The following is a 21984-nucleotide window of genomic DNA, read 5'->3' as shown; positions in this document are numbered from 1 at the left end:
TCCTGTATGCGCAACATGCCTTTAAATCGCATCCCCGGGGATCTCCTTGAAAATGATGTAGCTCGTCCTCTGTTTTTGGTCTGATCAATTTGGGAATTGTCGAGCCGCATTGAAATCTACGGGAGCGAAGAAATGAATGTCAATAGAAAAATTATTCCAACTTATAGAAACACGCACATCACGACTTAATGGAATTCAGCACAGACAACCTAAACTATTCTTCTCGAAGAACTTCCAGAGGCTTCTGGCCTAGGATTCGATGGCTGGCCATCCACCCTGTCGCCACCGTCAGCGCCGCCGTTCCCACCAGAGCCACGGCCGACCATCCCCACTGCCAATGGAACACAATCTGCATTCGATGCAACAAAACTCGCGCGATCAGGTTGGCACAGGTAATACCAACTATCCCAGCAACCAGGCCCAGCACCGCGAACTCGATCGAGAAGATCGTCGCGATCCGGCCCCGTGTCGCTCCCAGCGTCTTCAGCACCACTACTTCCCTGATCCTGCGATACCGTGTCCCGGCGATGCTGCTGGCAAGGATGACGATGCCCGCAAAGATGGAGAACGCCGCCAGAAACTGGATCACATACGTGATCTGGATCACCACCGATCGCACTGTCTCCAACGCCTGGGCAACATTGATCACCGTCACCGTCGGATAGCTCTTGTAAAGGGCCCGCTGCAACTCCCCGACTCGCGCCGGATCGGCGTGGACACCTCCGTACCAAACCGCCGGTAGCCCTGCCAGCACAGGCGGCGGCAGAAAAAACGACGCCCGCGAATAAGCGTGTTGCCCGTCCGCCTTGGTCAACGCCACAACGGTTGCGACAAATCGCGAGTCCTGCGCGGCAAAGGTGAGGTGCGACCCGACCTTCACTCCCAGACGCTCTGCATCCCGCTCATTCACCGCCACTACCGGAGATCTTTCTGCCGCCTGCCACCACTTGCCTGCAGTAACACTGGTTCCCGGCGGCGGGGCCGTCGCCCAGGTCAGCGAGATCGATTGCAGCATCCGCTTGGGAAAGTTCTTCAGCTTCGCCTGGCTCACTGCCACGCCGTCGATCTCGATGATGCGTGACGACACTACCGGCATCATCTCCGCCGGAGCGGTCACGCTCGGCTGCGCCTTCAGCAGGGAGCGCACGCCGTCAATCTCGCTCGGCGTAATATCCACCAGAAAGACGTTGGGCAGATTCGGCGCGCTGCTGATATGCAGCTCGCGCACTACGGCCTGCTGCACAAAGTAGACCGTCATGATCTGCATCACGCCCAGACCCAGCGCAGCCAGCAGAGCCGCCGAAGGATTACCCGGACGATAGAGGTTCGCCAGCCCGTGCCGTACCGCCGAAGGCAGCCTCAGCCGTGTCCCTTTCAGCAAGCGCTTCAGCCCGGCAAGCACCAGCGCCGAAGCCGCCAGCAGAACCGCCAGCACGGAGACCAGCCCCAGCGAAAAGACTCCGCCCACCATCGCAGAATCGGTCAGCGTCGCTGCAATCGCCGCCAGCCCTGCCAGAATTAAAATGGCAGCTCCCACCTGTACGCCGTTCTTGCGCAGCTTGCGAAAGACCGCCGTCACAAACGGATCGTCGCTCTCCTCGACCGCTCTTCGCAGAATCAGGACCGGACGCACGCCGCGAATATCGAGCAAGGGAGGCAGCGTAAATAGCAGCGTCGTCAGCATACCTACTCCAAGCCCGGTCAGCACCGTGCGGCCCTGCACATGAATCTCGGTCTGCATGTGCAGCAAGCCCGCGAGCAGATGTGGAAATGCCATCTGCACCCCAACGCCTAACGCGACACCGATCACGCCTCCCAGCAGCCCCAGCAACAGCGTCTGCAACAGGTAAATCTTCATGATCTGTCCGGAGCTTGCGCCCAGCGACTTCATAATCGCAATCGTGTCCAGCCGTTGCTGCAGATGGGTCCGCATCGCCATGCCGACACCGATCGCACCCAGAATCAGCGCCACCAGGCTCATCAACGAAAGCAGGTTCGTTGCCCGGTCCAGCCCCTGCGTCAGCGCAGGATTGGTCTCGCGGTAGTCGATCACCCGCGACTCCGGCAGCAGTTTCTCCAGGCGATCCCGCAACGCTGCCACCTTAGCATCCGGCATCGCGCTGCCGTCGCGCGGAGCAGGCAGCTTGAACAAGAATCGCTGCCCTGCATGGCTTCCCGGAGCGAGCAGACCGCTCGCATCCAGCCCCTCCCGTGAGATCAACACCCGAGGCCCCGCGGCAAAGTTTCCCGACAACCGATCAGGCTCATTTACGACGACCGAAGCGATGCGGAATAGCTTGTTGCCGATCTTCAGATCGTCGCCAACCTTCATATGCAGCCGCACCAGCAGATCGTCCGCAACCACGACGCTGTTGGCCGTCAGCACGCTCTTCAACGCAGCCGCAGGAGCAAGCTCAACCGTCCCATAAAAGGGATACATCGCCGGATCGACCGCCTTCAGCGAGACCAACAGAGGATCGAGCGTCTTCGGCGAGCTCGCCATCGACAGCAGCTCCGTCACCGGCGTCGTCTCCACACCCTCGGCGGCAATCGCGTCCAACCCCTTTTGCTGCTCCGGCGTCGACTGCTCAAACATCCTTGCGGAGACGTCAGCCGCCATAATGCTGCGCGCCCGCGTCAGCAGCGTCGCGCGAAACGAAGAAGAAAATCCGCGAACACCAGTCAGCGCGGCAACACCAATTGCAACCGAGAGAATGACAAAGAAAAACTTGCCCCGCGACGAACGCATCTCGCGTGCGGCAATCCGTATAGCCGAGCGGTACGAGAGCCCCGCCATCGCTACTTGCTCTCCACAGACGCGGTCGCGCTGCGACCAGTCTCGTCGGAGACAATCAAGCCATCCCGCAGCGTAATCCTGCGGTCGGCATAGGCGGCCAGCGCAGCATCGTGTGTCACCAGCACCAGCGTCGTGCCTTCCTTCCGATTCAGGTTCAACAACAGTTCCAGCACATGCTGTCCATTGGTGCTGTCCAAATTTCCCGTAGGCTCATCGGCCAGCACAATCGGAGGCCGCAGAATAAACGCCCGCGCCAGCGCCACTCTCTGCTGCTCACCGCCCGAGAGCTGCACCGGATAGTGCCCCAGCCGGTCGCCCAGCCCAACACTAGTCAGCAGCTCACGTGCCCGCGCCAGGCCGTCCTGCGTCTCGCCCGCATTCAGCTCATAAGGCAGCAGAACATTCTCAAGCGCCGTCAGCGTAGGAATCAGCTGATACGACTGAAAGACAAATCCAATCGTCTTTCCCCGCACCTGCGCCAGCTTGTCCTCCGGCAGATAGCTGATCGCGATTCCATTCAGCCGCACATCGCCGGAGCTAGGCGTATCGAGCCCTGCCAGCAGCCCCAACAGCGTCGACTTGCCGCTGCCCGACGCCCCCATGATCGCCGCAAACTGGCCCTGCGGAATGGAGAAGTCCACACCCTTCAAAATATCTACCGTTCGCGATCCATTGCGGATCGACTTGTGCAACCCGTCCACCTGGACCATCGAAGCCGTCCTGCCTTCCATAGCATTCACCGGCGTCGCTCCTCCTGATAATTTGATACGTATGCGGCAGATTGAAGTTCTCTTTATCTTAGCGGCTGTCACCACAGGCATGTGCGGATGCAAGTCAGACCAACCCGCGCCACAACCTTCGCCCACCAGCGCAGTCTCCACTGTACAGCCGCAACCCGCCACGCCACCTCCAGCAGTAGCTCCCGACAACCGTCCCCTGCTCGTCTGCTTCGGCGACAGCCTCACCGCGGGCTACGGAACCGACCCCGGCAACAGCTACCCGGACTTTCTGCAAGCTGACCTCGACGCGCGTGGCTATCACTACCGCGTCGTCAACGAGGGCATCAGTGGCAACACCACCAAAGACGCCGTCGACCGCCTCGACCACATTCTCTCGCTCAAGCCTTCCGTCGTCGTTGTCGAACTCGGCGGCAACGATGGCCTGCGCGGCCTGCCCATCGCAGACTCCCGCGCCAATCTTGACAAGATCGTTACCACGCTACAGGCCAGCGGCGCAAAGGTCGTGCTCGCCGGAATCACTTTGCCGCCCGACTACGGCCCCGACTACATCAAGCAGTTCGACGCAACCTACACACTGCTGGCAAAGAAGCATCGAGTTCCCATGCTTCCCTTTCTGCTCAAAGGCGTCTACGGCACGCCCGGCATGATGCAGGCCGACCAGACCCACGCCACCGCAGAGGGAAACAAGATCGTAGCCAAAAACGTCTTGCCTCTGGTATTGCCTCTTTTGAAGAAGAAGTAGCCAGAAGAAACGATCAGCCCATCACAACAATCGGCTGCATCAGCGTCCCTGCCACACGCCGCACAATCGCCAGCAGGTCCGTCGGACTGGTGAACACCTTCACCAGCGGAGCCTGCGAGAACTCCGGCAGGTTCACCTGCATTCCATTCCGCAGCCGCCCTGCCATCTGCTCATCGACAGTCACCGACGGCATCTCCGGCAGCAGCGTCCGGGGATGCGGCAACAATGCCGCAATCTCCTCCGGCCCACTCGCCTGCTTCAACTGCTCCACCGTCACCGCTTCCTTCAGCGTGAACAAACCGGCCCGCGTCCGCCGCAACGAAGCCAGATGCGCGCCGCATCCTGCAAGCTGCCCCAACTCGTGCGCCACCGAGCGAACATAGCCACCGGCCGACACATGCATCTCGAACGTCGCAACATCGCCTTGCAACGCGAGCAGCCTGAAGTCGTGGATCGTAATCCGCGCAGGCTTCACCGCAACCTCAACCCCAGCACGAGCCAGCTTATGCGCCGCAACTCCATTGATCTTTTTCGCAGAGTAAACAGGAGGCACTTGATCGATCTCGCCACGAAAGCGCTTGCTCAACTCGCGAAGCTCCTCAAGCGAGCGCGTCGGCGGCTGCGGATCGCCTACCGCAGTTCCCTCAGCATCAAAGGTGTCCGTCGCAAATCCAAAGCGAATCGAACCCTCATAATACTTTTCCGCCTGCCCGAAGAACTGCGCCAGCCGCGTGTACTTGCCCAGCAGCAGCGGTAAAACCCCGGTTGCCATAGGGTCCAGCGTGCCGAGATGTCCGATAGATTTTTCGCCCGTAGCCCGGCGAACAATAGCTACAACGTCATGCGACGTAAGCCCCGAAGGCTTATCCAATACCAGAAGACCGTTCATTCATCTCCCAGTCTAGTTGCTAAACGTCGATTCGCTAAATTCCGTTTCCCTGCCGCCGCACCAACGACAAAAACTCATTGCGCGTCTGCATCTGTTCCTTGAACACACCCAGCATCGCCGAGGTCACCGTCGACGAGTGCTGCTTCTCCACACCACGCATCATCATGCACAAGTGCTGCGCCTCCAGAATCACCGCAACGCCCTGCGGATTGATGGCATCCTGAATCGCCTCGCTCACCTGCTTCGTCAGCCGCTCCTGCACTTGCAGCCGACGTGAGAAGACGTCGACCAGCCGAGGAATCTTGCTCAACCCGATCACCTTGCCATTCGGCACATAAGCAATGTGCGCCTTGCCGAAGAACGGCAGCAGATGATGCTCGCACTGCGAGAAAAACTCGATGTCCTTGACGATCACCATCTCGTCGTAGTCCACATCGAACAGCGCATCGTGCAGGACCTCGGTTACATCCATCGCATAGCCCTTCGTCAAAAAGGCCATCGACTTCTCCATACGCTCCGGTGTACGCACCAGGCCGTCGCGATCGGGGTCTTCGCCCATGCGGCGCAGCAACTCGCGGTACAGCTCCTGCGTCGAAGCAGCTTCAAGCGAAACGGAATCAAGTGTGGCCGACGTGCCTGCCATAAGAAACCTTCCTTTAGATAAAACCGGGATCTATACCACCCGCATAATCGAAGGAGTTATTGCTCGTCTCTTCGACATGCACCCGCTCCAGATGAGCGGCAGTAAAGCTACTAAAAATACGGTAGACCTCAATACTTAGATTCTCCGTAGTCGAAACCGATTCGCGAAAGCAATCGAGCGTGTTCAGATTCACGTGGTCAAAACGCTCAATGAAATTCGCCTGCGCAAACGCATCCAGATCAGCAAGATTGCAAACCATCCCCGTCTCCGGATCGACCTCTCCGCTCACCGTAACCTGCACGGTGTAGTTATGCCCGTGCCCGTGCGGATTGTTGCACTTGCCGAACACAGCCCGGTTCCCTTCTGCGTCATACGCATCGCTGTTCAAACGGTGCGAGGCCGGAAAATGATATCGCCGTGAAAGATAGGCTTTCATCGCTCACCATAAAAATCGGCAAACAGATCAGGCATCTCATACACCCGAACCCTGTGCAGCTTCGCGTTCGGAATCTTGCCATCGAGCCGCTGCCAGATCGCAATGGCGATGTTCTCCGTCGTCGGAATCTTCTTCGCGAACTCCGGCACTTCAAGATTCAGATGTCGATGGTCATATACGCTGACCACCTCGCGTTCCAGAATGTCCTTCAACTGCTTCAGATCGACCACAAATCCCGATACCGGATCGACCTCACCGGCAACCGTAACCTCAAGCGTGTAGTTATGCCCATGCCCGTTGCGGTTGGCGCACTTGCCAAAGACCCGCTGGTTCTCCTCAGCGGACCACGCATCATTCCAATAAAAATGCGCGGAAGAAAACTCGGCCTTGCGAGTAAGTAAGATCATCGTTGTTCTTTCTATTAGACGCTCCGCGCAGCCGCACGGATACATCCTTCAATCATATCCGCCGCAAAGAGCGGATACGAAACCTATCCGCCGCTATATGTGCGCCCCTTCCACGCAACCGACTTCTTCACCTTGTGGTCCACCACGCTCTTTACCAACAGATACACAAACAGCGGAACCCCAAGAATCGAGATCACCACATCAGATGCAGGAAAGTTCGACCGCGCCACCCGCGAATAAAACCGCCACAGCGTTCGCACCCAAAGCAGCCACAGCACGCCCCGCTGCCACGGCTGCAGCCAGTACATTCCCACCGCCAGCCCCGGCAGGCCAAAGAAGAGCAGCACATCGAGCACCCGCCACGCCGCCAGATAGATCGCCCGCGGAAACAGCAGCGCAAGGTTCTTCGTCCACCCTTCCATCATCTCCGCTGTGCTGCGATACATCCGCGTCGACAACGCATCGGGCGCATAGCGAAAACGTATCGTTCTCTCTTCGCTCTTAATGTTGTGCGCCAGTGCCACATCCTCAAGCACCGTCGAACCCAGCGCCCGATGCCCGCCCACCAGAAAATAAGCGTCGCGCTCCACCATCAAAAACTGCCCATTCGCCGCCGCCAGACCAGACTCGGGATTGTTGACCTGCTTCATGGGATAGACACTCGCCAACTCCGAAAACACCAGCGGCATCACCGCCCGTTGCCAAAAGCCGGTCACAATCTGTCGCGGCGAATACGACAGTAGCGTCGCCTTATACTTTTCCATCTCATGCAGCGCTCGTGAAAGATCGCCCGTCTCGTGCAGCGTATCCGCATCGGTAAACAGCAACCGCTTTCCCCGCGCTCGCTGCGCGCCAGCCCAGCACGCATTCGATTTGCCCGATAACACACCGGCTCCATTCAAATTCAGCGGCGGCGCGTCCATCACCACCACGCCCTCATATCCCTCCGCAATCGCTCGCGTTCTATCGGTGGAGTCATCATTGACTACAATCAACTCCCACTGCGACCCGAGCGCAAAACCCGGCTCCGACTGTCGCACCAGCGACGCCAGGCACGCACCCAGTACGCTCTCTTCGTTACGCGCAGGAATAATCACAGACAGCAAAAGTTCCGCAGCCGCAGGCTTCAATTCAAGATCAAGCTCACTTGAGTTCACGACTTTGTATTATAGGAAGTGGAGCGTAATGTGCGTAAAGTCTGGGCAGGCGTAGTCCTTGGATTGTTGCTGGTCGCCGGATGCGACCGTGGAAGTCATCCCCACGAGATCGGCATACCCGCGCCCCAGTTCACCGTCAGCGACGGCGTCCAGACCATCGACCTCAGCAAGTACCGCGGCCACGTCGTCGTCCTCAACCTATGGGCCACATGGTGCCCGCCATGCCTCGACGAGCTTCCCAGCCTCATCAAGCTCCAGCAGCAGATGCCCAACATCACCGTCCTCGCGGTCAGCCAGGACGAGGACGACGCGGTCTATCGCCGCTTTCTCGTCCAGCATCACATCGACTTCACCACCGTCCGCGACCCCTCCACCCGCATCAACCATCTCTACGGCACGCTGCAGATCCCCGAGAGCTACGTCATCGACAAGAACGGCATGATCCGCCGCAAGTTCGTCTCCGCTCAGGACTGGACCAGCCCCGAGATCATGAACTACCTGAAGGATCTGGCCTCTTAGAGCACCACGTCTTCACGAAGAAAACTACGTCATCTCGACCGGAGGCGTGCAGTTTCATCGCACGCTGTAGTGGAGAGACCCCTGTATTTTGCCGTTATCGCAGCCACAAACCTCACAACCTCACCGCACCGGCATGAAGTACTCGCGAATATCAATCCCGCGCATCCCCGCCCTGCGGGCACCCTCAAGCCCCTCATCAGTATCTTCGAACACAATGCAATCCGCAGCGGCAACCCCCATCCGGCGCGCAGCCTCCAGAAACACATCCGGCTCGGGCTTCCCCCGCGCCACATCCTCAGCCGTCACGACATAGTCGAACAGCGGCAGCAGCTTCGTCACTGTCAAACTAGCTTCGACATTCTGCCTGCGCCCGTTTGAGGCCACCGCCATCGGCACCCGGCCATGCCACTCACGCGCAATCTCTGCAACCACCCTGACCTCCTGCAAACCCTGTAATCCCGCCTGAAACGCCGCCCGATGTCGCGCAAGGATGTCCTCACGCGGCACCGGCCTGCCCAACAGAACCTCATAGTCATCCATCAGCGCATCGGGAGTAAGGCCGCCCCTCGGGTAATACCACTCCTTTGCCACTGTCAGCCCATACGCATCAAGCCCCACCTGCAAAGCCGCCCAATGTGCCGGAGCTGTATCCACCAGGGTCCCGTCACAATCAAAGATCAGCCCCGCAAACGTGCCCTCAACCAGAGAAATCCCCATATCTTCAATTCTACGTAGCCCGGCCCGCTGCTATCATCAATGCATGACCCAGCTTGATGTTCTGTACCGCTACGGAGTGCCGCCCACCGAGGCCGCTACCCTTGCCATCGCTAAAATCCGCGAAGTCTACGGCGTTCGTCGCATCGCATTGAACGAAGCCGAAAGGACCGTCCGCATCGAGTACGACGCCACCCGCCTCACCGAGCCGGTCATCCACCAGCTCCTGCGCCGCGCTGGCCTCGACATCGTCGAGACCATGCCCATGTTCGCGCCTCCGCTCCCCGAGCCGGAGCCCACGGCAGCACAATAGCTTCGCAGCAATTATTATTTTTAGTTTTCAATGTGCGCCCGTAGCTCAGCTGGATAGAGCATTTGGCTTCGAACCAAAGGGTCGGGAGTTCGAATCTCTCCGGGCGCACCACAAGAATCAATAAGTTAGCCCCTCAGGAATGAGGGGCTTTCGTTTGTTATGTACGAAATTAGGACTACTTCACAAACTTCAGCGAGCGCAAGAAAGATAATTCACTCTCTCCTACGCTCGTGAGAGAAACCTGCGTCGAGCAACTCCCGCAAGGCCAAGCAGACCGGTGCCGAGCAAAACTACGCTGGATGGTTCAGGAACGGGTGCGGGTGTATACGTGACATCCAGTTGGACGGTGTATGGAATATCCACCTGTCCGGAGCCTCCAATATAACCAGCCCAGTTAGTTCCTCCGCTATAGCCATTCGGGAAGATAACACCACTGAGATCGAGGTCAACATCTTGGACATTCGTTGAAACCTCATTGCCATTGATAATTAACTCATGATTATAGAAGGCGTCGTCTACGATGGCGTCCACATTCGCCGAAGAAAAGACAGGTGCTACGGATGGAATGGAAGGATCGATAACCCATCCAAACGCTCCTTTAGCCACCAGTATCCCGGTGCCAGCTTGGAATGTATTCGTTTGTACAGCAATACTCATAACGGCTGAGGTAATCAAACTGCCATCCGGCACAAGCACTGAGATATTTGAAAACGGTATCGAAGCCGCGGAATTAATTTCTGGATGACCCAACATGTACGGTTCTGAAGAGACATTAACAAATTGACCCCAGAAATTATCATCTGGACTCGATACATTAACCAATAAGCTCGAATTAACCGTAAGTTGAATACTGTCCGCCAAGGCTGCGGGGGTAAGCACAAGAGTCAAGGCTGCTGCGGCAAGGAAACTGACGGCTAAACGCATCGAAGGAACCTCAGTTGGATTTTTATGCCAACCGAGGCTATGCGCTTCATATATGCAATTGATAGGTAGTTATTAGGAACAAATCTTCCCACAAGGTCGATACGGGTCATGGCATGCCGCTTGAGCCCGAACGATCACCGATGGGACTGCAAGCCTGCTCCAGCCGGGGAAGAAAAGGCGCCAATCGCCGGTGGCGTAGAGTGCGGCGCACCGGTAAAGTCGGCAGTGATTCCTGTAATCGCCGCACCCGCCTTCAGCGCAGGGCTGTTTGCCCGGGGAAACGGAGTAAGGCCGTCCTGCTCCTTCCCCGTCTGCACCTCACCCATCAGCAAAGGATCTTTGCACACTGCATTTTTCTCGTGGATATCCTGAGGGCAGGCTCTGAACGGCCCGGTTCCGCGCACTCCGAACCACAGATTATGATCGATCGCGCTGCCCGGATTCGCGAATGGGTTTGTAATCGCAAACTGGTCTTCGCCAAAATAGAGCCCGGCCGGTGTCGCAATGTCGCCCGAGTTAGGGTCCTGCGTTCCATAGTTCAGATTGTTCTGGAAGACGACCTTCGTTCCTCTTCCGCACTTCTGCCCTTCGACACATAGAAAGGCCCACATCGTATGGCTATAACCCAGCGTAGTGTTGTTCTGAATGATGGCATAGCGCCCGTCGAGCAATTGGATGGCATTTCCAATCGGGCCGGCACGGCAGAAATCGCCTAAGACCTTGTTGTAGTCTGCCGGATTATCTGCGAACGGATAAGCCAGCCTGCGGCAGTTCGTATTGACCCAACTATTGCGAAGCGTAATGTCTCCACCCGTTTTGATCTGCTGCCCCATATTCCCCTGGGCGCTCAGTCGCGAGATGTTGACGAGGGGAGTCGTAGTCGGATCATCCCCCATGTGCAGTCCATCGAATCCGTCCTGCGTATTCCAATTCACAGAGATGTCGGAGATGTTCCATGTGCTGTTGCCTTCAGCAATCATGGTAAAGCCATCGCCATACCCTGAATGAGACTGGTCGGTGCAATCGGTATAGCCCTTCCCGCCGATGGTTCCGCCGTTGGGCTTCACCTCGACACATCCGTTCCAGTTCACCACCCAGTGCGCGATGTTGACGGTGCCGACCGATTCGCAGGAGTTTCCGCACCCACCGGCATCTGAGTCGAACCCAGCTCCGCCATTGCCATACAGATAGATGTCCGTGAGGTTCATCACATCTCCGGCTGCTTTGTTCATCTTGCCGCCACTGATGGCCTCGCCTCCAAGCCCATGGATCGAGAGGTCTGCGACCTTCGCGTTCGACGGCCCTTGCCCGGTCAGATAACTCAGCATCAGACCGTGCTTCACAAAATTATTGGCACCGTTAGAACAGATCTGGTCGTGAGGTAAGAACCCCGTTCCTCCCATCGAGCACTGATCAGGTTGTGTAAAGTCGAAGCACTCCACATCCACGTTGGACGTATCCATGATGCTCAACATCCAGAAATCGGCATTGAGCCCGATCCATTGGGTAGGATTCAACGTTCCCGTATGCCCGGCGGTGTGACAGCTTCCCGCATTCTTTCCTAAAAATCTGGTGGGCTTTGCTGCGGTTCCAGCAGGAAGAGCAGGAAGCACGCAATCCAGATTGTCCCCCACGCAGGCCAGCCACGATTGTCCAACGCCTTTCAATGCCTGCCCGATGTAGTACGGGCCTACGTCCTCAAACTGGACGGTATCGCCTCCGGCAATCTTCCAGGCAAACTTAGAGCCGTCCGTATTGTTGGTGACCAGATAAAAAGGATGGTTGTAGGCGCATGCCTTTCCTTTACCCGACCCCGGATAGGGAGCGTTCGTCTTCCCTGTACACTCGGTGGCCGTGCCGCCATCAGTACGCACGTACCAGGTAGTCGCATGAGCAGCGCTAGCAAAACAGAGCGAGAGAAAGAGAATTGAGAAAATGCGTTTCATTGCTGCTCCTTGGAGACCTTAGCAATCCTTGGAATCTTTCGGCGATCTTCGTCGCTCTTTTTCATCTCCCTTGCCGTCCTGCCGCACACGCCTAGCGTACAGAACGCGTAGAGAGCTCCAACAATGTGACCCATCATACTTGCAGGCACAAAGGTTCTGGTATGTGATGCATTCCGCACATCCAACTGGCTACGAACCAGGTCGGAGGTTTGCTCCTTCTCTCCATCTGCAAATACAGCATCAGGAAAAAGCAGCAGCGATGTGGGGTTGCTCTAACTGCAAATTTCCGTTATTCTTTGAAAGTTGCATTCACGCAATGTGCGCCCGTAGCTCAGTTGGATAGAGCAACTGGCTACGAACCAGTAGGTCGGAGGTTCGACTCCTTCCGGGCGCACCATCTCTCCCCCTCAAATTTCTCTAACCGCTAAAAATACGTCATCTCGACCGTAGCCATGCAGGCTCATCGCGAAGCGCAGTGGAGAGGTCCCTGTATTTTTTGTCTCTCCACTGCGCTATCTCTCTTCTCAAAAAACTACTTCGAATCTCCCGGCAGCAACGACTGCGGCAGATCCGTCAATATAGCCTTCCCATCCTTGTAGTCGATCCGCCAAACCCGGTCGAACTGCTCGGCAGGCCACGGCGTGTAGGGCGGCTGCGCTCCCAGAGCGGCAGCAAGCTGCGGAATCTTTCCATGATGCCACGCCACCAGCACCACCTTCCCCGCATACTTTCCACTCAAAAGCTCCTTCGCCAGCGCATCATAATCGTCATCCATAATCGTGCTGTCGATGGGCAGCTTCAAAGCCGCCGCCAGCGGTGTAATCGTCTCCACCGGACGGTTCGAGTGCTTGCTCACATGCGTCGCAAACAGAACCTGCGGCACGGGCAGATCAGACCGCGAGCCATCGAACAACTTAGGCAACGCAGCAGCCCGCTGATATCCCACAGGCGAAAGGTCCTGTCGCCCATCGGTCAGCTTCTCTGCATGACGAATGATCAAAATCGTAGCCGGCGGCTGCAGTGCAACCTCATTCTGACCCCAGGCAACCCCAGCAGCAGCCAACAGCGCCACCACAAATAGCAACAGACCGCACTTCATTCTTGACATATCCAAACAGCATCTCCCAAGCCACCCTCAGTATTGTGAACACACCAAAAATTCGTCATCGCCAATTGACGACCAATTTAGTCCGCATTAGACTAGAACCTGGAACGCTGGCCAATCCAGCACAGCATCGGGACCAGCCTTCAAGCGCTCAGAAAGCCTTGCGGAAAGTCTTGCAGAAACCTCCTCGGGGGAAGAGAAACACCTTATGTTGCAGGCATTTATCATTACCCTCCGCGAGGGGGTCGAAGCAGCACTGATCGTGGGCATCGTCTTCGCCTACCTCTCCAAGATCGGCCGCAACGAGCTGAAGCGCACCGTTTTCTGGGCACTCGGAGCAGCAGTCGCCGCCAGCGTCGGCGTCGCCATCGTCGTCGCCCACCTCAACTTCAACTCCGACATCATCGAAGGCTGGGTGATGCTCGCGGCGGCCGTCTTCGTCATCAGCATGATCTGGTTCATGCACAAGACCGCACGCTCCATGAAGGGCGAGATCGAATCCAAGGTCGCCAAGTTCACCGGCGGCAAAGACGGCCCATCCCACATCGGCCTCTTCCTCTTCGTCTTCCTGCTCGTCCTGCGCGAAGGCGTCGAAACCGTCCTCATCCTCTCCGCCGTAACCCTCAACTCGACCGAGCTTCTCAGCTTCACCGGCACCCTCCTCGGCATCGCCGTCGCCGTTGTCTTTGGAGTCCTCTTCATTCGCGGCAGCGTCAAGATCAACCTGCAGCGCTTCTTCCGTGTCACCACCGTCATCCTCTACTTCGTAGCCTTCCAGCTCATCGTCAGCGGTCTGCACGAGCTCAGCGAAAACGGCGTCCTCCCCTCCAGCACCACCGAGATGCGCCTCATCGGCCCCATCGTCCGCAACGACCTCTTCTTCTTCGTCACCATGCTCGCCCTCGCCGGCCTCATGATGCTGCTCGAATACAAACGCCGCACCCCCATCGAGCTTCCGTCAAACGCCACTCCCGCCGACAAGCGCCGCGCCGAGTGGACCCAGCGCCGCGAAAAGATGTGGATGACCGCCGTCGTCGTCACCAGCTTCGTCTTCATCTTCCTCTCCACCGCCGAGTTCATCTACGCCAAGAGCACCACCGCGCTCTCCCCGACAACGGCGGTCACCCTCGTCGGCAGCCAGGCCATCGTCCCCACCTCGCAGATCACCGACGACCAGCTCCACCGTTACGGCGTCCACGTCGACGACGGCAAGGGCGGCAGCGTCGAAGTCCGCTTTCTCCTCTACAAAAAGCCCGACGGCAACATCGTCTCCGTCGCCGACGCCTGCCACATCTGCGGCCCGGTCGGCTTCTACATCAGCAGCCAGGGAATCACCTGCAAGATGTGCGCCTCCCCCCTCGTGCCTCAGTCGATGGGCCAGCCCGGCGGCTGCAATCCCATTCCGCTCCAATCCACCATCGGCGGCGGCGAAGTAGTCATCCAGGCCGCAGACCTCCGCGCCCTCGCCCCGGTCTTCGAGCGCTAGTCATGACTACCCCACTCCATCTGGGTGCCCCACGTCCGGACCTTCGGACGTGGGTTCCGCTGCTCTCTTCCCACCCCAAACCTGTCATCCTGAGCGTAGCGCGTAGCGCGAAGTCGAAGGACCCGCGGTTGCAGTCGCAGTTCCCGTCGGAGGCCAACTAATGTTCTTCCGGCTCCTAGGGGAAAGCTTCCGCCGCCAGCGTCGCCGCAAGGCCCTCGCCGGAGTCGCCATCCTGCTCGGAACAACAGCCGTCACCGCGATGCTCGCCCTCGCCACCACCATCGGCGACCGCATCCACAAAGAGCTGGCCGTCTACGGAGCCAACATCATTGTTACCCCCAAGGCCGACCTGCTCGACGTCAAGATCGGCGGCGTAGACATCAAGCCTTCCACCGGCGGCGCATACCTTAAAGCCAGCGATCTACCCAAGCTTAAAGCCATCTTCTGGGCCAACAACATCACGGGCGTCTCGCCCGAACTTCCCATCACGCTCACCCTCGCCAATGGCCAGCAACTCCCCGCTACCGGCCTCTGGTTCAATCACAATCTCGCTAATGGCGGCAGCAGCATGATCACCGGAGCGCCGCCATTGCACCCATGGTGGAAGCTCACAGGCGCATGGCCGTCCGCATCAAACGAAGCCGTCGCCGGAGCAGCAACCGGCCTGCACATCGGCGACACCGTTCAGGCCGACAACACTCCTCTCCGCATCACTGGCCTCGTCTCCACCGGAGACGCCACCGACAAGCGTCTTCTTCTTCCTATTGAAACCGCGCAGAAGTTAGCCAACCTTCCCGACGCCGTCTCCCGCGTAGACGTCTCTGCCCGCACCAAACCCGAAGACGCCTTCGCCCGCAAAGACCCCGACACGCTCTCCCCCCAGCAGCACGAGATTTGGTACTGCCGCCCCTACGCCAACTCCATCGCCTATCAGATCCGCGAAGCCATCCCCGGCGCACAGGCCGAACAGGTCCGTCGCGTCGAGCAAAATGAAGGCAACGTCCTCGAACGCATCAGCGGACTCATGTGGCTCATCAGCGCCGCCGCCCTGCTTGCCGCCGGATTCGCCGTCTCCGCGGCGATGGCCACCGCCATCCTCGAGCGCCGCGCCGAGATCGGCCTCATGCGCTCCCTCGGAGCCAGCAAAGGCGCCATCGCCTTCCTCTTCTACTCCGAGACAGGCCTGCTCGCCGTCTTCGCCGGAACCATCGGCTACCTCTTCGGCTCCGGCCTCGCCGCATGGCTGGGAGCGCGCATCTTCGCGGGCGACGGAGCAGCCGCAGCCGGCTCCATTCTCAACCCCGTTCTGCTCCCTGTCGTCGTTGCTCTCGCCCTCGTCGTAGCGATCGCCGGAAGCACCCCCTCCATCCGCACCTCACTCAAGATAGACCCCTCCACCATCCTCAGGGCGGACGCATGACAAATCTTCTCAAGCAACAATCCGGGTGCCCCATGTCCCGACTCTGGGACATGGGTTTTGCGCCACACCAGTCCGCGCAGGTGACAGCATGAAACAACTCAGCTTCGTCGGTATGTTGCGCCGCTCGCTGACTCATCGCCGCGCACGCAGCTTCTCCGCACTGGTAGCACTCACCGTCTCCGCCGCCGTCGCCACTGCCCTGCTTACGCTCTACGCCGACCTCAACGCCAAACTCCACAAAGAGTTTCGTAACTTCGGAGCCAACGTAGTCGTCACCGCCTCGGCATCTTCTCCGCTGCCACCCAACGCATTAGCAGAGATTCAAAAGGCCGCAGGCCCAGACGCACTCGTTGCTCCCTTCGCCTATGCCGTAGCCACCACCGATCGCGGGACTTCCGTCGTCGTAGCCGGAACCGACTTCCCTGCCGTCCAGCATCTCGACGCCTGGTGGGACCTCACACAATGGCCCACGGCTTCTGACGCCGCTCTGCTAGGTGACCGCGCCGCCAACTTCATCGCCGATGAGCACGCCGTCAAGCTCACCTACGCCAACAAAGCCATTACCCTTACCGGAGCAGGCCGCATCAAGACCGGAGGCGACGAGGACAGCCGCGTCTACATCCCGCTCAAAGCCTTCACAGAATGGACAGGCATCGCGCCTACCGTCATAGAAATCCAAATCCCCGGCGGAGCCGCCGCCGTAGAGGCTGCACTCAACCGCCTCCGCGCCCAGTTCCCAACTTTACAAATCCAACCTGTTCGCCAACTCGTCGAAGGCGAGTCCCGCATCGTCGACCGCACCCACTCGCTCATGTACGGCTCGGTACTGCTCATCGCCCTCACCGTAGCCGTCAGCGTCCTGGCTACCCTCTCCGCCTCTGTGCTCGAACGCCGCCGCGACTTCGCATTGATGAAGGCCCTCGGCGGATCGCAGACGCAGCTCATGGCCATGTTTCTGCTCGAAGCCCTTGTTCTCGCGCTCGCAGGAGTTGTCCTCGGATACATCGTTGGCTCTGCCGCCGCATGGGCCATCAGCCAGGTGAACTTCCACACGGCCACGCTGCCACGCCTCTCCGTGCTTCCTCTGGTGCTGCTGCTCAACATCGCTATCGCAGCCTTCGCCGCCCTCTTCCCCGTCCGCGTTCTGCGCGGCCTTCAACCAGCCGCGTTACTGAAGGGCGAATGATGAAGAGCTTTTCAAACCAGAGGCTAAACTAGAAGAGAACCCATGCCCGAAAGCCTAAGCCCCATCGAAAGCGAAACCCGCCCCGACTGCGCCGTCATCTCCCTCAGCGGAGTCACTCGCGAGTACGCCGGTCGCGCCGGAGCCGTCCGTGCGCTCGATCACGCGGCGTTCAGTATTGTGGCGGGTGAGTGGGTCGCCATCACCGGTCCCTCAGGCTCGGGAAAATCCACGCTGGTCAATCTCATCGGCTGCCTCGACCGCCCCACCTCGGGCGAGTTGCGCATCGACGGCGTCAACGTAGCTACGATGTCCGCGACGGAACTCGACCGCTTTCGCGCCGACAAGATCGGCTTCATCTTTCAACAGTTCCACCTGATTCCGTATCTGTCTGCATTGGAAAATGTGATGCTGGCGCAGTACTTCCACTCTATGACCGACGAGACCGAAGCCCGCGCTGCGCTTGCTCGGGTTGGGCTTGCTGCACGCGCTGAACATCTTCCCAGTGAGCTTTCGGGAGGCGAGCAGCAGCGTGTTTGTATTGCACGGGCGCTGATTAATAACCCGCCGATTCTGCTAGCGGATGAGCCTACGGGAAATCTGGATGCGGCTAATCAGACGATTGTTGCTGAGCTTTTGCAGGATTTGCATCGCAATGGCCATACGATTGTCATGGTCACGCATGACCCTGAAATGGCAGCACTTGCGCAGCGCAAGATTGCCCTGAGTCATGGAAAAGTCTTCTGCCATCCTATCGGCGGGCAGGTCGTCACTTTGAAGCGCTAAGCTCAATGTAACCGGTTAAAGATTGATTTACCGGTTACATTTAAATTCTGTAACCTCTAAAACAGCATTTCACCGGTTACATGCTCAGTTGAGCTATCGCTCGCCCCACTTCAGCTTCGAGCGCAGTACATTGAAGACTCCGTTCGGCGTGTGACGCAGCAGGCGTACGCTGTAATGCGAGCGGCAACAATGGACAATGTCACCGAGCATCAACTCGACTGCCTCCTGGCCGTCGACGGTCAAATACGTCTGATTTGGAACTCCTTCAATATGAATACTTACAGAGGAATCTCCAGGTACTACTATAGGTCTTAGAGTAAGTAGATGCGGGCAGATCGGGGTCACCAACATCGCGTTGACGTTAGGCATCACAATCGGCCCGTTGGCGGCGAGGTTGTAGGCGGTCGATCCTGTCGGCGTAGCGACGATAATTCCGTCCGCTCTAAATTTAGCTACTAGCTGCTCGTCGATCTCGACCATGAAGTCGGCCATGCGGGCGATGGTTCCCTTGGCGACGACGACATCGTTCAGGGCGTCCCACTGGTGCAGCAGCTTGCCGTCGCGTCGCAGTTCGGCGTGCATCATGCTGCGAACCTCGACGTCGGCGCGGTGATCGCACCAGTCCTGAAGGGTGACATAGAGATCGCCCAATGGGATTTCGGTCAGGAAGCCCAGCGAGCCAAGGTTCACCGAGAGGATTGGCGTCACGGTGCGGGCGAAGGCGCGCGCCGCTGCCAGCAGGGTGCCATCGCCACCGAGAACGATGACCAGATCAGGCTTGTGTTTCGGCAAGTCAGGCCGCTCAATGCCTACGGCGCCAGCGAGATATGCTGCACTATCCGGATCGAAGATGTACTGATACCCATGGCTTTCGAGCCAGCTTACAAGCTCGCGCAAAATTCCTGCGAGCTCCGGCTTCTGAGGCTTGGAGATAATTGCAGCAAGAGGCATATCGCTAGTGTAACGGCACTTCGGTTTCTGCTTCTATGGGTTGGCGGGAAGGATAACAGCAAAGGCAAAAGCGAAATACAGGGGTCTCTCCGCTGCGCCGCGCGATAAAACTGCGCGGCTTCGGTCGAGATGACGTGCTTTTAGTTGGGTCGAGATGATGCGTGCATTGGGGTGATTCAACCCATGTCCCAAAAGCGGGACATGGGGCACCCGACACCCGGTCGAGATGACGTGCTTTGGTTGGGGCAGGGGTTTGTGATTTATTTTTTGCCGAAATGGGCGTGAAGCAAGTACTCGTGATTGCCTTCCATGCCGAGGATCGGGGAGTCGATAACCTCGATGCCGCTGCCTCCCTGTTCGATCACGCACTCGCGAACGCGCTCTACCGCCTGACGGCGGGCATCGGGATCGCGGACGATGCCTCCCTTGCCGACGTGACCGCGGCCTGCTTCGAACTGCGGCTTTACGAGAATCACAGCCTCGCCCGTCCACGGCTCGGATGCCGTTGAGAGCGCGGACAGTACAGCGGGGAGGACCAGCGTGACCGAGATAAAGGAGACGTCCATGGAGACGAATGCCGGCACTGAGCCGCTGCCCAACAACTCGCCCTCGGTCAGCAGGCGAGCGTTGGTGCGCTCGCGCAGCGTCACTCGCGGGTCGTAGCGCAGCTTCTGTGCGATCTGACCGTAGCCAGTATCGATGGCAAGCACGCTGACCGCGCCGCTTTGCAACATGCAGTCGGTAAAGCCGCCCGTTGAGGCACCGATGTCGACACAAGCGAGTCCGGTCAATGCGATCTGCCAATGCGCCAGCGCCTGTTCGAGCTTGAGGCCGCCGCGGCTGACGTACTTCAGGTCCGAGCCCAGCAGACGGATTGGAGCGTCCGCGCGGACCGCTGTTCCCGGCTTATCGACGCGCTGCTCGTCGACGAGTACGCGACCGGCGAGGATCATGGCCTGTGCGCGCTCGCGGGATGCGGCGTGGCCTTGATCGACGAGGAGTTTGTCCAGACGTATCTTCTCGGTGCGTGTTTTGGCTGGGTCCGTCATTCGTTTTGCGTCTCTCTATTAGAACCTGAAAGTAGGAAAAACGAGCAACGGCGAAATACAGGGGTCTCTCCGCTGCGGCGGCAAAAGCGCCGCCTTCGGTCGAGATGACGTGTGTTTGGGGTGTGAGTGAGGTTGAGATGAATAACAAATGCGGTGCTGTTTCAGGTAAAGTTGCATTTGTAATGAAGCTAACTACGATGCAAGCGGCAAGTGATCGAACGGACCCCGAATCGTTCCTTCTTCTGAAATCCAGTACAGGCGCGGGTGCGTTTTATGTATAGAGAGACGGGCATCACCAACACGTCTTCGTCGTCGGCGCAGGATGATGCCGCCTTACTTGCGCTGATACAGCGGGGCGACGAATACGCGATGGCATCGCTGTTCGACCGCTACTCGAAGGTGGTGTATTCAGTGGCGTTGCGCGTGCTTCGCGATCCCGCGGCAGCGGAAGATGTCTTACAGGAAGTATTCATGCAGATCTGGCGAAGTCCCGATGGTTTTGTCGCAACCCGCGGAAGTCTCGGCGGCTGGCTCGCGGTGGTATCCCGCAACCGGTCGATCGATGCGCTGCGACGGAAGCGGCCCACGGAATGCGTCGATGATATTGCGCTCGCGTCTAACTACAATCTAGCCAATGAGGCAGAACGCGAAATGATGGTCGAGAGAGCACGTGGCGTCATCCAGTTGCTGCCGATGGAGCAGCGCAAGACGCTGGAGATGGCATTTTTCGATGGCCTGACTCACACTGAGATCGCCGAGATGACGGGCGATCCGCTCGGCACGGTAAAAACGAGAATCCGCAGCGCGCTCCTGACGTTGAGAAAGGCATTCACGGCATGAACACAACCGGACACATTGAACGCGACAATCTGGTGTTATTTGCCATGCAGCTTCTCTCGGCGGAGGAGAATGCCATTGCCGTAGCGCATATCGCTGGCTGCCCGGAGTGCCGCCGCGAACTGGCCGAGGTGCAGGGCGACCTGGCCGTCTACGCGCACAGCGTCGAGATGCAGGCCGCGCCGGAGAGCGCCAGAGAGCGCCTGCTGAAGCAGGTGGCGCACGAGAAGAAGGTTATCCCTGTCGAGACTGCTGCCGAACCCGAGCCGGAGCTTCCTATCCGCGGGTTCAGTGGGCGCGGCTCGCTTACCGAAGACGATCTGCCACCGCGAGGATTTGCAGGCAGGGTCTTTCCCTGGCTGGGATGGGCGCTGGCTGCGGGGTTGGCGGTGACGGCGGGCAACTTCTACATGCAGCGTACTGCCCTGCAAGGTTCGATCGCAGAGCAGAAGGACCAGATCGCCCAACTGACCACCGATGCTGCTACCGCGCGCGAGGTCATGGAGACGATGACCGATCGCAATGCCCTGCGCGTGACGCTGACCAAGGCGCAGACCGCACCGGTGCCGCAGGCGCGGGCCACCTACATTGCGGACAAAGGCTTGCTGATCTTTCAGGCCAACAATATGGAGCCGCTCGAACCGGCCAAGGTCTATGAGCTGTGGCTGATTCCGGCCAATGGCAGCAATCCGATTCCTGCGGGCACGTTCCATCCTGACGAGCACGGCTATGCCAGCGTGATGATGCCGCCGCTGCCTAAGGGAGTTGAGGCGAAGGCCTTTGGTGTAACTATCGAGAACGAGGGTGGGTCGCAGACTCCGACACTGCCGATCATTATGGTTGGGGCCTGAGCGTATTTGGTTAACGCGGCAAAAGGCTAATTACAGGGGTCTCTCTACTGCGGCCTTCGGCCGAGATGACGCGCGGTTTGGGGGCTTAA

General features: G+C 58.6%; 23 protein-coding genes and 2 tRNA genes. 12 read left to right on the top strand and 13 right to left on the bottom strand.

What is annotated here, in order from left to right; genetic code table 11:
• Positions 1-214: 214 nt before the first annotated feature.
• Entirely contained in the window at positions 215-2797 is a 2583-nt protein-coding gene (locus tag IEW09_RS15285; protein WP_188555043.1) for an ABC transporter permease, read from the bottom strand.
• Between the two features lie 2 nt (positions 2798-2799).
• Positions 2800-3507, bottom strand: coding sequence for an ABC transporter ATP-binding protein (locus IEW09_RS15280; RefSeq protein WP_188555290.1), 708 nt, complete (start codon positions 3505-3507; stop codon positions 2800-2802).
• Positions 3508-3568: 61 nt separating this feature from the next.
• On the opposite strand from IEW09_RS15280, the gene IEW09_RS15275 reads away from it, so the two are divergent.
• Positions 3569-4279 (top strand): arylesterase, encoded by a 711-nt coding sequence (locus IEW09_RS15275; protein WP_188555042.1) that lies wholly within the window; start codon positions 3569-3571, stop codon positions 4277-4279.
• Between the two features lie 13 nt (positions 4280-4292).
• Here IEW09_RS15275 and truB read toward each other — a convergent pair whose 3' ends face one another.
• From truB to IEW09_RS15250, 5 genes are all read right to left on the bottom strand, one after another.
• Positions 4293-5168 carry a tRNA pseudouridine(55) synthase TruB gene (gene truB / locus IEW09_RS15270; RefSeq protein ID WP_188555041.1) on the bottom strand — a complete coding sequence of 292 codons (876 nt, stop codon included), beginning with the start codon at positions 5166-5168 and terminating at the stop codon, positions 4293-4295.
• Positions 5169-5202: 34 nt separating this feature from the next.
• On the bottom strand, positions 5203-5811 hold the full coding sequence (gene folE, locus IEW09_RS15265; RefSeq protein ID WP_188555040.1) for a GTP cyclohydrolase I FolE: 609 nt from the start codon (positions 5809-5811) through the stop codon (positions 5203-5205).
• 13 nt (positions 5812-5824) lie between these two features.
• Entirely contained in the window at positions 5825-6247 is a 423-nt protein-coding gene (locus IEW09_RS15260; protein WP_188555039.1) for a 6-carboxytetrahydropterin synthase, read from the bottom strand.
• Positions 6244-6654 (bottom strand): 6-pyruvoyl trahydropterin synthase family protein, encoded by a 411-nt coding sequence (locus tag IEW09_RS15255; RefSeq protein WP_188555038.1) that lies wholly within the window; start codon positions 6652-6654, stop codon positions 6244-6246. Before IEW09_RS15255 ends, IEW09_RS15260 begins: the two co-directional genes overlap by 4 nt.
• 83 nt (positions 6655-6737) lie before the next feature.
• The gene (locus IEW09_RS15250) at positions 6738-7811 is read right to left on the bottom strand and encodes a glycosyltransferase family 2 protein (protein WP_229739351.1); all 1074 of its coding nucleotides are present in this window, start codon (positions 7809-7811) and stop codon (positions 6738-6740) included.
• Between the two features lie 30 nt (positions 7812-7841).
• Here IEW09_RS15250 and IEW09_RS15245 point away from each other — a divergent pair, with 30 nt between their 5' ends.
• On the top strand, positions 7842-8330 hold the full coding sequence (locus IEW09_RS15245; protein ID WP_188555037.1) for a TlpA family protein disulfide reductase: 489 nt from the start codon (positions 7842-7844) through the stop codon (positions 8328-8330).
• 120 nt (positions 8331-8450) lie between these two features.
• Here IEW09_RS15245 and IEW09_RS15240 read toward each other — a convergent pair whose 3' ends face one another.
• Positions 8451-9047: an HAD family hydrolase gene (locus tag IEW09_RS15240; RefSeq protein WP_188555036.1), complete on the bottom strand. Its 597-nt coding sequence runs from the start codon at positions 9045-9047 to the stop codon at positions 8451-8453.
• A 43-nt stretch (positions 9048-9090) separates the two neighbouring features.
• On the opposite strand from IEW09_RS15240, the gene IEW09_RS15235 reads away from it, so the two are divergent.
• Entirely contained in the window at positions 9091-9357 is a 267-nt protein-coding gene (locus IEW09_RS15235) for a hypothetical protein (RefSeq protein WP_188555035.1), read from the top strand.
• A gap of 34 nt (positions 9358-9391) precedes the next feature.
• Positions 9392-9468: transfer RNA gene (locus IEW09_RS15230), tRNA-Arg, on the top strand.
• Positions 9469-9579: 111 nt separating this feature from the next.
• Here IEW09_RS15230 and IEW09_RS15225 read toward each other — a convergent pair.
• Positions 9580-10281: a PEP-CTERM sorting domain-containing protein gene (locus IEW09_RS15225; protein WP_229739350.1), complete on the bottom strand. Its 702-nt coding sequence runs from the start codon at positions 10279-10281 to the stop codon at positions 9580-9582.
• A 134-nt stretch (positions 10282-10415) separates the two neighbouring features.
• Entirely contained in the window at positions 10416-12227 is a 1812-nt protein-coding gene (locus IEW09_RS15220; RefSeq protein WP_188555034.1) for a hypothetical protein, read from the bottom strand.
• Positions 12228-12547: 320 nt separating this feature from the next.
• On the opposite strand from IEW09_RS15220, the gene IEW09_RS15215 reads away from it, so the two are divergent.
• Positions 12548-12624 (top strand) — tRNA-Arg (locus IEW09_RS15215).
• 135 nt (positions 12625-12759) lie between these two features.
• Here the strand turns inward: IEW09_RS15215 and IEW09_RS15210 are convergent.
• Positions 12760-13335 carry a hypothetical protein gene (locus tag IEW09_RS15210; RefSeq protein WP_229739349.1) on the bottom strand — a complete coding sequence of 192 codons (576 nt, stop codon included), beginning with the start codon at positions 13333-13335 and terminating at the stop codon, positions 12760-12762.
• Positions 13336-13540: 205 nt separating this feature from the next.
• On the opposite strand from IEW09_RS15210, the gene IEW09_RS15205 reads away from it, so the two are divergent.
• The 5 genes from IEW09_RS15205 to IEW09_RS15185 all read left to right on the top strand — a co-directional run bounded on the left by IEW09_RS15205 (position 13541) and on the right by IEW09_RS15185 (position 18207).
• On the top strand, positions 13541-14818 hold the full coding sequence (locus IEW09_RS15205; protein ID WP_188555033.1) for a Fe-S-containing protein: 1278 nt from the start codon (positions 13541-13543) through the stop codon (positions 14816-14818).
• Between the two features lie 2 nt (positions 14819-14820).
• A complete protein-coding gene (locus tag IEW09_RS15200) occupies positions 14821-14979 on the top strand; it encodes a hypothetical protein (RefSeq protein ID WP_188555032.1) in 159 nt (52 codons plus the stop codon).
• Positions 14979-16238: an ABC transporter permease gene (locus IEW09_RS15195; RefSeq protein ID WP_188555031.1), complete on the top strand. Its 1260-nt coding sequence runs from the start codon at positions 14979-14981 to the stop codon at positions 16236-16238. Before IEW09_RS15200 ends, IEW09_RS15195 begins: the two co-directional genes overlap by 1 nt.
• Before the next feature lie 88 nt (positions 16239-16326).
• Positions 16327-17424 (top strand): ABC transporter permease, encoded by a 1098-nt coding sequence (locus tag IEW09_RS15190; RefSeq protein ID WP_188555030.1) that lies wholly within the window; start codon positions 16327-16329, stop codon positions 17422-17424.
• A gap of 42 nt (positions 17425-17466) precedes the next feature.
• Positions 17467-18207 (top strand): ABC transporter ATP-binding protein, encoded by a 741-nt coding sequence (locus tag IEW09_RS15185; RefSeq protein ID WP_188555029.1) that lies wholly within the window; start codon positions 17467-17469, stop codon positions 18205-18207.
• A 93-nt stretch (positions 18208-18300) separates the two neighbouring features.
• Here the strand turns inward: IEW09_RS15185 and IEW09_RS15180 are convergent, their stop codons facing one another.
• Positions 18301-19158: an NAD(+)/NADH kinase gene (locus tag IEW09_RS15180; protein WP_188555028.1), complete on the bottom strand. Its 858-nt coding sequence runs from the start codon at positions 19156-19158 to the stop codon at positions 18301-18303.
• Between the two features lie 260 nt (positions 19159-19418).
• Positions 19419-20207 (bottom strand): TlyA family RNA methyltransferase, encoded by a 789-nt coding sequence (locus IEW09_RS15175; protein ID WP_188555027.1) that lies wholly within the window; start codon positions 20205-20207, stop codon positions 19419-19421.
• 273 nt (positions 20208-20480) lie between these two features.
• On the opposite strand from IEW09_RS15175, the gene IEW09_RS15170 reads away from it, so the two are divergent.
• Positions 20481-21047, top strand: a complete 567-nt coding sequence (locus tag IEW09_RS15170; protein ID WP_188555026.1) for a sigma-70 family RNA polymerase sigma factor — start codon at positions 20481-20483, stop codon at positions 21045-21047.
• Positions 21044-21895 carry an anti-sigma factor gene (locus tag IEW09_RS15165; RefSeq protein ID WP_188555025.1) on the top strand — a complete coding sequence of 284 codons (852 nt, stop codon included), beginning with the start codon at positions 21044-21046 and terminating at the stop codon, positions 21893-21895. Before IEW09_RS15170 ends, IEW09_RS15165 begins: the two co-directional genes overlap by 4 nt.
• Positions 21896-21984 lie beyond the last annotated feature (89 nt).

The organism is Edaphobacter dinghuensis (assembly GCF_014640335.1).
Taxonomy (GTDB): domain Bacteria; phylum Acidobacteriota; class Terriglobia; order Terriglobales; family Acidobacteriaceae; genus Edaphobacter; species Edaphobacter dinghuensis.
The sequence above is the reverse complement of the archived record's forward strand: the minus strand, read 5'-3'. Positions and strand labels throughout refer to the sequence as shown.